Here is a 12649-nt window from a genome sequence, read left to right as displayed (position 1 = left end):
ACAGAAGAACGGCAATCAGCCTAAGCTGCGATTGCCGAATATGAGGGCCGACAGCAACCACGACACGATGCTGTACAGAATCGAGCCGAAAAACGCCGACCAGAATCCCGACACTTCGAAGCCTTTCAGTAGCGACGCCGCGAGCCAGAAGCAAAGCGCGTTGACGACGAGAATGAAAACCCCGAGCGTAACGATCGTCACGGGCAGCGTGAGCAGAATCAGCACGGGACGAAGCACGGCATTGATGAGCCCGAGCACGAGCGCGACGATGAGCGCTGTACCGAAGCTGCGAATATGGATCGACGGCACCAGGTAGGTGATGATCAAGAGCGCGAGCGCATTGATCAGCCAGGTCAGCAGCACGGTCATCTCAGGACTCCTTTCGGTTTCGTTTCGGTTCGGTATCGGTTCGAGGTCGCCGCCGGACGCAAGGCGAGGCCCGCCGCCGGCCAGGGCTGGCTAGGGGCGGCCGTCGACCGGCGCGTTCCGCGCAAGCATGCCATACGCGCCGGCGCGGAGCCGACCGTTCAATAACGGTAGTGATTCGGCTTGAACGGACCGTTCTTGTCGACGCCGATGTAGCTCGCCTGATCGTTCGTGAGCTCGGTCAGCTGCACGCCGATTCGCGCAAGATGCAAACGCGCGACCTTCTCGTCGAGATGCTTCGGCAGCACGTAGACCTTGTTCGCATACTCGGCGCCGCGCGTGAACAGCTCGATTTGCGCGAGCGTCTGGTTGGCGAACGAGTTGGACATGACGAACGAGGGGTGGCCCGTTGCGCAGCCGAGATTCACGAGGCGGCCTTCGGCCAGCAAAATGATGCGCTTGCCGTCGGGGAACACGATGTGATCGACTTGCGGCTTGATGTTTTCCCACGTGTACTGGCGCGTGGAAGCAACGTCGATCTCCGAATCGAAGTGACCGATATTGCAGACGATGGCGTTGTGGCGCATCGCCTTCATATGCGCGTGCGTGATGACGTGATAGTTGCCCGTGGCCGTGACGAAGATGTCGGCCTTGTCGGCCGCGTACTCCATCGTCACGACACGATAGCCTTCCATCGCGGCCTGCAGCGCGCAGATCGGATCGATTTCCGTGACCCAGACCGTTGCGCCGAGCCCGCGCAGCGACTGCGCGCAGCCCTTGCCGACATCGCCGTAGCCCGCCACGACCGCGACCTTGCCGGCGATCATGACGTCGGTCGCGCGCTTGATGCCGTCGACGAGCGATTCGCGGCAGCCATAGAGGTTGTCGAACTTCGACTTCGTCACCGAATCGTTGACGTTGATGGCCGGAAACGGCAGGCGGCCGTCCTTTTCCATCTGATAGAGGCGGTGCACGCCCGTCGTGGTTTCCTCCGTCACGCCGCGGATCTGCGAGAGGCGCTTCGAATACCACGTCGGATCGATGGCGAGATGGCGTTCGATCGATTTGAAGAGCGCCGTTTCCTCTTCGTTCGTCGGCTTGGCGATCGCGCTGCGATCCTTCTCCGCCTTCGAACCCAGGATGAGCAGCAGCGTGGCATCGCCGCCGTCATCGAGAATCATGTTGGCGAATTCGCCGTTCGGCCATTCGAAGATGCGGTGCGAGAATTCCCAGTACTCGTCGAGCGATTCGCCCTTGAACGCGAAGACCGGCGTGCCGCCCTTGGCGATGGCCGCGGCGGCGTGGTCCTGCGTCGAAAAGATGTTGCACGAAGCCCAGCGCACGTCGGCGCCGAGCGCCTCGAGCGTCTCGATCAGCACGGCCGTCTGAATCGTCATATGCAGCGAGCCCGCGATGCGCGCGCCCTTGAGCGGCTGCGCGGCTTTGTACTCTTCGCGGATTTGCATGAGCCCGGGCATTTCGGTCTCGGCGATGTTGAGCTCCTTGCGGCCCCAGTCCGCAAGCGAGAGATCGGCGACAACGAAATCCTGCGAGTGATTCGATTCGATAACTGCGGCGTTCATCACGCCCTCCTTTCTAAATGAGTTCTAGAAATAGACGTGAGCGCCGTTCGATGGAACCGCCGCGCGTTTTCATGCGGGGTCCGATTGAAGTTTCCGAGCCTGGCGGGCAAAGCCGTCGCAACGCTCCTCGGAAACGGGGGGAATTGTAGCAAAAACACGCGCGCAACGGTCCCGGCATCGCATGCTGCCCAGGCTTGCGATCCCGCAGTCGGATAAACGAGAGTTTTCTCGTTGCCGCTCTTGCAGCCGTTCCGGATAGTGCCCGGATGTTTTCGTCAAAAAAGGGATACCCGTGTCATTCGGATTGAACAGCCAATTTCGCAAGGCTACGCGAGGGTTCATCAGCCAGATGGCGATCTCCGCGAAGGCGATTCAGGCAGGCGGCGCCCACGGGGCTGGTTTCGATTTGCGGATACCGTCGACCGTCAAAGGACCGACCGTCCATCTCGGCTATTGGGGAGCGGGCAGCCGTTCCGATGAAATACTCCCCGGCTACTGGGTGCCGCAAGGTGGCTATTGCGACATCCCCAAGACGCCTGAGGAAAAGTGCTTCGTCTTCACACCCGACTTCAGCGGTTGCTCGCTGCTGGTGGACCAGATCGGCAACGACGCGTATCGCGTCTATCACGTACAAGGCGGAAGCGCCCGTTTGCAGCCGGAGTATTACCGGCGCCACGACAGCACGCCGCAGCGGCTCGGCCTCGCCGCGGCGATGACCTTCGGTGACTATGGGCACGTCTGCGGGGATCGGTTTGGAATGGGACAGGTCCGCACCGAACGACGTGGTTTCGCATTCCTCAAATACGAGCAAGGGCGCTGGTGGATCTACTTCCAGGGACAGCACGAATTGACCGACTTGAACTGCGACGCATCGCGGGACCCTCTTACGCTCGGCGTGCGTAACGGAGGGCGCATCCCTGTGGCGGATCTCACGTGTGAAGTGCCGCGGATCAACGCGCGACACGATCCGCAGGTCGAGCGCAAGCGCAACGAGGCCTGCCTGCCGCCGAAAGCGCCTTTGCACGATCTGCCGATCAGCCGTCAGATCAAAACCCAGCGGCGCCTGCTGCCCAACGACGAAGTATGGGCGGGCTTTTCCCCGGCATTCGGTCACTGAGGGCGCTGCGCCGGCGCGGCGCCGGCCCCAACCGCGGCACGCGTTACCCGAACGCGCTGCCGAGCAGCGAGCCGATCACAGGTGCAATCAGCACCATGACGACACCCGCGATCATCATCGTGAGGCTTGCGATCACGCCTTCCTCGCTGCCGAGTTCGCGCGCCTTTGCGGTGCCGACCGCATGGGCCGCCGCGCCGAAGAGCGCACCACGGGCGAGCCGCGTGCGCAGCGGCATGAGCGCCAGGACGAACTCGCCGAGCAGCATGCCGCACACGCCCGTGGCGATGACGAACAGCGCCGTCAGTTGCCGGGGCGCATGGATTTCATCGGACACGGCGAGCGCGAACGGTGTCGATACCGAACGCGTAAGCAGACTGCGCGCGACGTCCGGGGCCAGGTGCAGGAGCTTGGCCAACGCGAACGAGCCGCTCACGGCTACGACGATGCCGACGGACACGCCCGCCGCGAGCGAGAGCCAATGGCGCTTCATCAGTTCGCGGTATTCGTAGATCGGCACGGCGAATGCGACTGTCGCCGGCCCGAGCAGCCACATGAGCCAGCGCGTATCGGCAAAGTACACGGCATAGGGGATGTGGGCGATGACCACGAGCGTCGCGAGCAACGCGGGCACCACGACGAGCGGCGTCAGCCACGGGCGCGAAAATCGCGCATAGAGCCGCTTGCCCGCGGCATAGAGCGCGATCGTCAGCGCGAAGCAGACGGCCGCGATGGCTTGCGGACCGAAAGCGGACACCGGCGACGACAACATCGAGGCAAGCATGGTCATGTTCCGTTCAGGTGAGGCGAGCCATCAGCCGCGCGCGACGCGCGCATGCCGCAGGGCAAGTCGGCGTTCGAAACGCGCGGCCTGATCGACGGTGAAGGCCACTGCAACCATGACGGTCAACGTGCCGGCCACGACGACGAGCGCGAGCCGCCAGCCGTCGGACTTGAAAAGCCCGCCGTACTGGACGACCGCGACGGCCGCCGGAATAAAGAAAAGCAGCATGTTCGACAGCAGCCAGTCCGCCCCCGCCTTCACCCACTTCGGCGCGATGCCACCGGTGAGCAGCAGTGCCAGCAACGTCGCCAAGCCGACCACGCTGCCCGGCACCGGCAGGCTCAAGCGCCGTGCGGCTTGGTCGGCGAGGAACCAGAGTGCGGCCAGCAGCGCGCTTTGCGCGACGATTTGCGCGAGATTCCCGATGCGCTTGACGGTCATGGCAGAACTCCCTATTGACTTCATGAACCAAGTGTAGTCAGCTCGCGTCCATAAATAAAATGACTTAAAATCATCCGATCCATTCCAATTTGGAACAACATCGACGCGGGGCGGCCTCGCACCGCACGGCGCTGGAGGGCAGGCCATGGAATTGCGCGCGCTGCGTTATTTCGTCGAAGTCGTGCGGCAGCAGAGCTTCACGCTCGCAGCCGAGCGTCTTTTCGTCACACAGCCGACCATCAGCAAGATGGTGAAGGCTCTCGAAGAGGAGGTCGGTGCGCCGCTCCTGTTGCGCGAAGGCCGGCAAATGGTGCTCACCGACGAAGGCCGCATCGTGTTCCAGCGCGGCCAGGACGTATTGGCCGCGCACACGCGGCTACAAGCCGAGCTCGACGATATCGGCACGCTGGGGCGCGGCGAACTCACCGTCGGCATTCCGCCGATGGGCGGCTCGCTCTTTACGCCGGCCATCGCCGAATTCAAGCGTCGCTATCCCAAAATCGAGCTGAAGCTCTTCGAACAAGGCTCGCGCGGCATCGAAGCCGCGCTCGCGGCGGGCGAGCTGGAGCTTGGCGGCTTGCTGCTGCCCGTCGACGCCGAGCTTTTCGACGTGCTCCCGATGTCGCGGCAGCTGCTGTGGCTCGTGGCGCGCACCGGCACACGCTGGGACAACGTGGAACGGGTCGGGCTCGCCGACCTTGCCGAAGAACCGTTCGTCTTTTACGGCGAGAGCCTCGCGCTGAACGATGTCGTTACGCGTGCGTGCCGGCAATCGGGCTTCGCTCCGACGATCGTCGCGCGCAGCAGCCATTGGGACTTCATGGCGGCGCTCGTGCATGCGGGGCTCGGCATCGCGTTGCTGCCCGCCCCGTACTGCGACCGTCTCGATCCGACACACTTCACCTGCCGCCCGCTGGGCGAGCCCGAAATTCCCTGGGAGATGGCAATCGGCTGGCGGCGCAACGGCTATCTCTCGCATGCCGCCCGTGCCTGGCTGGAGGTGGCGCGGCAAACGCTGCCAGGCCAGCCGGGCGACGATTTCGTCTATGCGCGCACCGGCAAGGCGGCCGGCAGTCCGGATGTCTGGTGAGCCGTGCGGGGCGTGAGCTCGTCGTCATCGGCGGTGGGCTCGATTGACAACCGACATGAGGCGTTCGATCGTTGTCGCGAGCCCTCCCTCTAATCGTTCGGCCCATTCAGAACCTATGATGCAGGTGCGATGCACCGACGACGCCACCGGCGCGGCAGGAAGCGTCGCAGCCGCCAAGCCAGCGATCGCCGGAACGGGCAGCGGGCAGCTGGCGGCTGTAGTGTCCTCCTCGGACGAAAGTCCCAGGTTTCTCGGAGCAAACTCGGATGAAACCGCAGAGCACCCACGAAGTCACGAATCAAACGCCGCCGCTCGAAGGCTATAACCTCTTTGCGAGCGACCCGGTACTCGCCGCGGCCGTCGATCGCGAAGGCGCGCACTGGCACGCCGAGGCGCTCGTGCGCGATGGTGCACGCATCGGCAGGCGCGAGATTCTGGCGCTGGCCGATCTCGCCAATCGCCACGCCCCCGAGCTCTTTACATACAGCCCGCGCGGCGAGCGCATCGACACACTCGAATTCCATCCCAGCTGGCACCGGCTGCTCGAATTGCTGCGCGAAGAGGGTCTGCACGCGCTGCCGTTTTCCGAGCCGCGCCCCGGCGCCATGGTCGCGCGATGCGCTGGCTACTTCCTGCACGCCCAGCTCGAATCGGGTTCGCTGTGCCCGTTGACGATGACGTTCGCGAGTATTCCGGTATTGCGCCGCGAGCCGGCGCTCTTCGCGGCGCTGGCCGACAAGCTTTATTCGCGCGAGCACGATCCGCGCGACGCGCCGCTCGAGGAGAAGCGCTCGATGCTGGTTGGCATGGGCATGACGGAGAAGCAAGGCGGCTCGGACGTTCGCTCCAATCGCACGAGGGCGTTCGCACTGGATCGGGGAGGGCGCGGCAACGCCTACCGCCTCGTGGGGCATAAGTGGTTTTTCTCGGTGCCGCAATCCGACGCGCATCTCGTTTTAGCGCGCGCCGACGACGACGAAGGACTCTCGTGCTTCTACATGCCGCGCTTCGCCCCCGACGGCACGCGCAACGCAATCCAGATACAGCGGCTCAAGGACAAGCTCGGCAACCGCTCGAACGCGAGCAGCGAAGTCGAATTCCTGGATGCGTTCGGCATCATGATCGGCGAGCCGGGCAGGGGTGTACCGACGATCATCGAGATGGCGAACTACACCCGGCTCGACTGCGTGATCGGCAGTGCCGCACTGATGCGCGCGGCGCTCGTGCAGGCCATCCACCACGCCCGTCACCGGATGGCATTCGGCAAGCGGCTCGCCGAACAGCCGCTGATGCGCAACGTGCTGGCCGATCTCGCGCTCGAATCGGAGGCGGCGACCCTGCTCTTCATGAGGCTTGCCCGCGCGTTCGACGCACACCTCGCCGCCGATGCGGGCGAACTCGGGGCCGACAGCGATGCCGAGCGTGCCTGGCGGCGCATCGTCACACCCGCGGCCAAGTTCTGGGTATGCAAGCGCGCGCTCGAGTTCACCGGCGAGGCAATGGAAGTGCTCGGCGGCAACGGCTATGTCGAAGAGAGCCCGATGGCGCGCTTTTACCGCGAGGCACCCGTCAATTCGATCTGGGAAGGGTCGGGCAACGTGATGTGCCTGGACGTGCTGCGCGCGATCGAACGCGATCCGCCCGGTATGCAAGCGCTACTGGCGCAATGGCGACGGAATGCTGACGGACACGCCGTGCTCGGCACCGCCCTCGCCGAACTCGAGGCCTTGCTCGGCGGCCCCCCGGACGCGCGCGAAGTGCTGGCGCGCCGGCTCGCGCAGCACATCGTCCTGTGCGCGCAAGCTGTGTCGATGCTCGAGGCAGCGCCCGCCGCGAGTGCCGATGCCTTCATTGCAACGCGGCTCGGGCAGGGTGCGGGCCGGTGTGGCCGCGTCTATGGAACGTTGCCGGCGTCGTTCGACCACTCGGCCGTCATCGCGCGCGCATTCGAGCATTGAGCGAGCGCCGAACGCGCGTTGGATCGACACAGGGAGCAACGGCGCCATGAACAACGATTTACCCGAGGATGCAGCGCTCGGCGACTTGCTGCACGCTCAGCGTGCGGCCTTCCTGCGCACGCCGTACCCCGACTGGGCGCAGCGCGCCGCGCATCTGAAAGCGTTGCGCGCGATGCTGCTCGATCACCGCGACGCACTGGCCGCGGCCGTCGACGCGGATTTCGGCCAACGCGCGAAGGCAGAAGTCCTGCTCTCCGAGGTCTGGCTCATCACAAACGAAATCGATGCGGCGCTTCGGCACGGCAAGCGGTGGATGCGCGCGCGCCGCCGCGCGACCGGCATCTGGCTCAGGCCCGCGCGCGCGAAAGTGATGCCGCAGCCGCTCGGCGTCGTCGGCATCGTCGCGCCGTGGAACTACCCGCTGCTGCTGTCCGTCGGCCCGCTCGTCTGCGCGCTGGCGGCCGGCAACCGCGCGATGGTGAAGATGCCGGAACTTGCGCCACGCACGTCCGCGCTGTTCGCGCGTTTGATCGCACAGACGTTCGCGCGCGACCATGTGAGCGTCGTGACCGGCGATGCGGCGGTCGGGGCGGCGTTTTGCGGACTTGCATTCGATCATCTGCTGTTCACGGGCTCCACGGCGGTGGGCCGCGAGGTCATGCGCGCCGCGGCGGGCAATCTCACGCCGGTCACGCTCGAGCTGGGCGGCAAATCGCCTGCAATCATCGGCCCGCACGCCCGCTTCGACGCCGCGGTGGACAGTATCGTCGCGGGCAAGACGCTGAACGCCGGCCAGACCTGCATCGCGCCCGACTACGTGCTGTTGCCGCGCGAGCGCGTGACCGCCTTCATCGAGCGCGCCCGCGCCCGCGTGGCCAAGCTGTACCCCGATCTCCGCGGCAATCGCGATTACACGTCGATCGTGGCCGAACGGCATTACGCGCGGCTCATGCGCATGGCGGACGAGGCCGTTCGGGCAGGCGCGCAGCTCCATCCGCTGTCCGACGCGCCCAACGATGCGGCCCGCCGCGTTTTTGTACCGTGCGTCATCACGAACGCGCCCGAGCACACCGCCGCCATGCGCGAAGAAATCTTCGGCCCGCTGCTGCCGCTCGTACCTTACGACACGCTCGACGAGGCGATTCGTTACGTCAACGGCCGCGAGCGCCCGCTTGCGCTCTATCTGTTCGACGACGATCGTTCGAACGTCGAGCGCGTACTGCGCCATACCGTCTCAGGCGGCGTTTCGGTCAACGAGACACTGCTGCATATCGCATGCGAGGGACTGCCTTTCGGCGGCGTGGGCGCGAGCGGAATGGGCGCGTATCACGGTTATGAAGGATTCGTGACTTTCTCGACGCTCAAGCCGGTGTTCGTGCAGGCGCGCGTAAACGCGCGATCGCTGCTGCTGCCCCCGTACGGGCTGCGCTTTCGGGCCATCATCGCCACGATGCTGAAACTCTGACCGTGGCGATTCCGATTCCAATTCCAATAGATGCTCAGACCGGCCAGAGCGGCCCTTCCTGCATCGCGCCGATTTGCTCGCGCAGTTCGAGCACGCGCGCTTCCCAATAACGCTGCGTGTTGAACCACGGAAACGCGGCCGGAAACGCCGGGTCGTCCCACCGACGCGCGAGCCACGCCGCGTAATGGATGAGCCGCAGCGTGCGCAGCGCTTCCACCAGATGGAGCTCGCGCGGCTCGAAGTCGCAGAAGTCCTCGTACCCGGCAAGCAGATCGGTCAACGCGGCTGACGCATCCGCTCGTCCGCCCGGCAACAGCAGCCAGAGGTCCTGCACCGCCGGCCCCATGCGGGAATCGTCGAAATCGACGAAGTGTGGGCCGGAATCGGTCCATAGAACATTGCTCGCATGGCAGTCCCCGTGCAGCCGAAGGTGCGCCACCTCGCCGGCCGCCTCGAACGCGCGCTCGACCGCATCGAGCGCCATCGCAGCCGCGGCGGCATAGGCGTCGCGCAGCTCGGCCGGAATGAAGTCGTGAGCCAGCAGGTAATCGCGCGGCTCGCGGCCGAACGACGCGATGTCGAGCGTCGGACGCACGGCGTAGGGCACGCGCCGGCCCACCGCATGAATGCGCCCGATGAAGCGCCCCATCCATTCGAGCGTGTCGCGCCGGTCGAGATCGGGCGCGCGCCCGCCTCGCCGCTCGAAGACGGCAAAGCGAAAACCGTCGAATGTATGCAAGGTACGCGATTCGACGATACGGGCCGGCACGGCGGGAATCTCGTGCTCGACGAGCTCGGCGACGAAGGCGTGCTCTTCGAGAATCGCCTCGTCGGACCAGCGCTCGGGCCGATAAAACTTGGCGATGACCGGCGGGCCGTCTTCGACGCCGACCTGATAGACGCGGTTTTCGTAGCTGTTCAGCGGCAGCAGCCGCCCATCGGTGCGCACACCGGTCGGCGCGAGCACCGTATCGAGCGCATCGAGCACGCACTCGGGCGTGAGTCGCGTAAAGGGGTGCGTGGACGACTGATCGTCCATGCCAGGTCCATCGGGAAAATGATCGTTCATGCCGGCATTGTGCCGCAACGGCACGCGTACGGCATCCACGCAGTGGGGCGAAGCGGCATCGCCCCCACGGCCCGCCTGTTGGGGCCGGCGTTGGCTGTCAGACGGCGGCTGTCAGGCGGCGGCCGCCGTCAGTGGACGAGCGCGCCAGCCGGACGGGCGACGAGTTCGCCCGTATCGATGAGATCTTCGAGGAAAAAAGGCTCGGTGCTCAGTTGCAGCGATGCGCCGGGTTCACCGGCGTACCAGACGACCATCGCCATATCGCCGAGTATGCGCATGACGATGCCGCGCGCGCCCGTGGGCACGGCGATATGCACGGACCTGACGATCGAACCGACTTGCATGATGTTTCCCCCGTGTCAGTGGTGGATGATGAAGATGCGCGAAGACAACGCGCCCGAGCCGGCAGACAACCGTATGGCGGGGCAAAACGCACATTCGATGACACCTTGGCACATGCAGGCATTGTTGCCGGAACCGGCCGCAGTGCAAAGCAGAATGTAACGGGCTATCTGCCGTCACTTCCCCCGATCATCCTTACAAAGTACTGTCGCATTCGGCCTGCCGGCGGCCCGTGCCCCGGGGTACGATTGGTGCTGTAGGCCGGGGGCGGCTTTGCGCGTGATCCGAGACGCGCGTTTTCCACGGAGCGCGAGCGTGCCCCCGCTCGAGCGCTCGGGACAAGGAGATCATCGATGAACACGTTGCTGCCCTACGCGATTGCCGCCGTGTCCGGCGCTGCGATACTGGCCCTCGGCGGGTGCGCGCACGGGCCCGATTACGTCAAGCCGACATCGACCACCGCCAAGGTGTCCGATGCAGCACCGGTCCAGCCGCAGCCCGATTTGCAGCGCCCGCAACGCGGCGATACACCCCCGCCCGGCGACCCGGCCGCCGCGAAGGCCCGCCCCACCGCCCCTGGCGTCGACGGTTGAGACGCCACGGAAGGCCTGTTCGCAGGCCCCAAGGCCCAGCCCTTCGCGCATATGACGCAGCCCAGGATATAACCGCCAAGGGCGGCGCCATCTCCTATACTCGATCAATAACGCGCCGGGTTTTCGCCGGCGCGACGATTACAGCTTGCACCGGCAGCGAATCTGCTGCGGGCTGCGGACAAGGAGACGGGCATGGCGACGTTCACGGTCAGCGACTTCATTCTCATGATCCCGATGGCGCTCGCGGGCGCGCTGTTTCTCGGCGCGCTGCCGACCTCCTCGAGGTTCCTCCACAACGTGCTACGCGTGTTCGGCGCACTGCTCGGCGTCGTGTTCGCGGTCGCGCTCGTGGAAGGGTTGCCCGCGCTGGTGTAGCGGCGTGCGGCAGCGCGGGCGGGTGCCGCCTTAGCGGATCGGCTGATCCGTCGAGGGCTTTTCCCAGAGGTTGATCCCACCCTCTGTCGCATAGCGATCGATTTCGGCGAGTTCTTCGGCCGAAAACGCGAGTTGCGCGAGCGCCCCGACGTTCTCGCGCACCTGCTCGGCCCGGCTCGCGCCGATCAGCACGGAAGTCACGCGCCCATCGCGCAGCGCCCAGGCCAGCGCCATTTGCGCCAGACTCTGGCCGCGCCGCTCGGCGATCGCGTTGAGCTTGCGCACGTGCTCGATGTTCTGCGGGCTCAAATGGCTTTGCTGCAGCGAACCGCCACCCGGCTTGTTGATGCGCGCGTCGGCCGGGATGCCATTTAGATATTTGGAAGTCAGCACTCCCTGCGCCAGCGGCGTGAAGGCGATGCAACCGGTTCCAGTCTCCTCCAGCGCATCGAGCAGTTCGTGCTCGACCCAGCGGTTGAGCATGTTGTAAGCGGGCTGGTGAATCAGCAGCGGCACCTTGTACTCACCGAGCAACCGTGCCATCTCGCGCGTCTTTGCGGCCGAATACGACGAAATGCCGACATAGAGCGCCTTGCCTTGCTGCACTGCGCTCGCCAGCGCGCCGGCCGTCTCCTCGAGCGGCGTATCGGCGTCGAAGCGATGCGAATAGAAGATATCGACATAGTCGAGACCCATTCGTGCGAGGCTCTGATCGAGGCTGGCCAGCACATATTTGCGCGAGCCCCCTCCCTGGCCATACGGTCCCGGCCACATGTCCCAGCCGGCCTTGGTCGAAATCAGCAATTCGTCACGATAAGGGCGGAAGTCGTCCCTGAAAAGCCGCCCGAAGTTGGTCTCGGCGGTGCCGTAGGGCGGGCCGTAGTTATTGGCCAGATCGAAATGCGTGATGCCGAGGTCGAACGCGGTGCGCAGGATTTCGCGCTGCGTCGATAGCGGCGTCGTATCGCCGAAGTTGTGCCATAGGCCAAGTGACAAGGCCGGCAGCTTCAAGCCTGACTTGCCACAAGTGCGGTACTGCATATCCGAATAGCGTTGCGAAGCAGCTTCATAGCCCATAGGAATTCCTTTCATGCGGGTCGACAAATGACGATGCTGTGCTGCCGATGCCTCGCGATTGCGCAGCGAAAAATCGGCAGCCGGATGCACGCCGGGTGGACATCGACGGTGCAACTTTCATACACTGCGCCGTTAGCGTGCCAATGACGGAAACTTCTCCATGATCAAAGCGATCTCGATTGCGTTACTTGCGGGCGGCGTCATATTGCTCTATTTCGGCGGGCAATCGTTCCATTCTTTCGCCAACGACATGTCGCGCATGTTCACGGGCGCCCCGACGAACAAGACGATATGGCTCATTGCCGGCGGCATCGTGGCGACGCTCGCGGGTCTCATCGGGCTCATATCGACGGGCCCGGGCCGCAAAGGCTGATTCGCACGCCCCGCCGGCA

At 64.9% G+C, this 12649-nt stretch carries 15 protein-coding genes and 1 riboswitch; of the genes, 8 read left to right on the top strand and 7 right to left on the bottom strand.

Annotated features, from left to right (window positions below):
• Nucleotides 1-15: 15 nt before the first annotated feature.
• Both ACO1XS_RS00795 and ahcY read right to left on the bottom strand, forming a co-directional pair.
• A complete protein-coding gene (locus ACO1XS_RS00795) occupies nucleotides 16-369 on the bottom strand; it encodes a phage holin family protein (RefSeq protein WP_173255805.1) in 354 nt (117 codons plus the stop codon).
• Between the two features lie 158 nt (nucleotides 370-527).
• Nucleotides 528-1949 (bottom strand): adenosylhomocysteinase, encoded by a 1422-nt coding sequence (gene ahcY, locus ACO1XS_RS00790; protein WP_331567842.1) that lies wholly within the window; start codon nucleotides 1947-1949, stop codon nucleotides 528-530.
• A gap of 31 nt (nucleotides 1950-1980) precedes the next feature.
• Nucleotides 1981-2084: riboswitch (S-adenosyl-L-homocysteine riboswitch) on the bottom strand.
• Nucleotides 2085-2241: 157 nt separating this feature from the next.
• Here ahcY and ACO1XS_RS00785 point away from each other — a divergent pair.
• The gene (locus tag ACO1XS_RS00785; RefSeq protein ID WP_331567843.1) at nucleotides 2242-3066 is read left to right on the top strand and encodes a hypothetical protein; all 825 of its coding nucleotides are present in this window, start codon (nucleotides 2242-2244) and stop codon (nucleotides 3064-3066) included.
• A gap of 43 nt (nucleotides 3067-3109) precedes the next feature.
• Here the strand turns inward: ACO1XS_RS00785 and ACO1XS_RS00780 are convergent, their stop codons facing one another.
• Together ACO1XS_RS00780 and ACO1XS_RS00775 are read right to left on the bottom strand one after the other, a co-directional pair.
• The gene (locus tag ACO1XS_RS00780; protein ID WP_331567866.1) at nucleotides 3110-3847 is read right to left on the bottom strand and encodes an LrgB family protein; all 738 of its coding nucleotides are present in this window, start codon (nucleotides 3845-3847) and stop codon (nucleotides 3110-3112) included.
• A 30-nt stretch (nucleotides 3848-3877) separates the two neighbouring features.
• The gene (locus ACO1XS_RS00775; RefSeq protein ID WP_331567844.1) at nucleotides 3878-4288 is read right to left on the bottom strand and encodes a CidA/LrgA family protein; all 411 of its coding nucleotides are present in this window, start codon (nucleotides 4286-4288) and stop codon (nucleotides 3878-3880) included.
• 145 nt (nucleotides 4289-4433) lie between these two features.
• Here ACO1XS_RS00775 and ACO1XS_RS00770 point away from each other — a divergent pair, with 145 nt between their 5' ends.
• The 3 genes from ACO1XS_RS00770 to ACO1XS_RS00760 all read left to right on the top strand — a co-directional run bounded on the left by ACO1XS_RS00770 (nucleotide 4434) and on the right by ACO1XS_RS00760 (nucleotide 8801).
• Complete coding sequence (locus ACO1XS_RS00770) at nucleotides 4434-5378, top strand: LysR family transcriptional regulator (RefSeq protein WP_331567845.1); 945 nt, start codon at nucleotides 4434-4436, stop codon at nucleotides 5376-5378.
• 266 nt (nucleotides 5379-5644) lie between these two features.
• A complete protein-coding gene (locus tag ACO1XS_RS00765) occupies nucleotides 5645-7336 on the top strand; it encodes an isovaleryl-CoA dehydrogenase (protein ID WP_486389806.1) in 1692 nt (563 codons plus the stop codon).
• A gap of 46 nt (nucleotides 7337-7382) precedes the next feature.
• Nucleotides 7383-8801 (top strand): coniferyl aldehyde dehydrogenase, encoded by a 1419-nt coding sequence (locus tag ACO1XS_RS00760; RefSeq protein WP_486389805.1) that lies wholly within the window; start codon nucleotides 7383-7385, stop codon nucleotides 8799-8801.
• Between the two features lie 34 nt (nucleotides 8802-8835).
• On the opposite strand, the gene ACO1XS_RS00755 is transcribed toward ACO1XS_RS00760, so the two are convergent.
• Together ACO1XS_RS00755 and ACO1XS_RS00750 are read right to left on the bottom strand one after the other, a co-directional pair.
• Nucleotides 8836-9870 carry a serine/threonine protein kinase gene (locus ACO1XS_RS00755; RefSeq protein WP_414720179.1) on the bottom strand — a complete coding sequence of 345 codons (1035 nt, stop codon included), beginning with the start codon at nucleotides 9868-9870 and terminating at the stop codon, nucleotides 8836-8838.
• Nucleotides 9871-9998: 128 nt separating this feature from the next.
• A complete protein-coding gene (locus ACO1XS_RS00750) occupies nucleotides 9999-10214 on the bottom strand; it encodes a hypothetical protein (RefSeq protein ID WP_173255814.1) in 216 nt (71 codons plus the stop codon).
• On the opposite strand from ACO1XS_RS00750, the gene ACO1XS_RS00745 reads away from it, so the two are divergent.
• From ACO1XS_RS00745 to ACO1XS_RS00735, 3 genes are all read left to right on the top strand, one after another.
• A complete protein-coding gene (locus tag ACO1XS_RS00745) occupies nucleotides 10213-10374 on the top strand; it encodes a hypothetical protein (protein ID WP_481582478.1) in 162 nt (53 codons plus the stop codon). The two genes, ACO1XS_RS00750 and ACO1XS_RS00745, sit on opposite strands and share 2 nt — an antisense overlap.
• A 191-nt stretch (nucleotides 10375-10565) precedes the next feature.
• On the top strand, nucleotides 10566-10805 hold the full coding sequence (locus ACO1XS_RS00740; RefSeq protein WP_331567848.1) for a hypothetical protein: 240 nt from the start codon (nucleotides 10566-10568) through the stop codon (nucleotides 10803-10805).
• A 192-nt stretch (nucleotides 10806-10997) separates the two neighbouring features.
• The gene (locus ACO1XS_RS00735; protein ID WP_331567849.1) at nucleotides 10998-11180 is read left to right on the top strand and encodes a hypothetical protein; all 183 of its coding nucleotides are present in this window, start codon (nucleotides 10998-11000) and stop codon (nucleotides 11178-11180) included.
• Nucleotides 11181-11210: 30 nt separating this feature from the next.
• On the opposite strand, the gene mgrA is transcribed toward ACO1XS_RS00735, so the two are convergent.
• Entirely contained in the window at nucleotides 11211-12257 is a 1047-nt protein-coding gene (mgrA, locus tag ACO1XS_RS00730; protein WP_486389804.1) for an L-glyceraldehyde 3-phosphate reductase, read from the bottom strand.
• A gap of 160 nt (nucleotides 12258-12417) precedes the next feature.
• On the opposite strand from mgrA, the gene ACO1XS_RS00725 reads away from it, so the two are divergent.
• The gene (locus ACO1XS_RS00725; protein WP_331567851.1) at nucleotides 12418-12630 is read left to right on the top strand and encodes a DUF3185 family protein; all 213 of its coding nucleotides are present in this window, start codon (nucleotides 12418-12420) and stop codon (nucleotides 12628-12630) included.
• Nucleotides 12631-12649 lie beyond the last annotated feature (19 nt).

It is taken from the genome of Trinickia sp., assembly GCF_057351765.1.
This window is presented reverse-complemented; position numbering and strand designations above follow the sequence as displayed.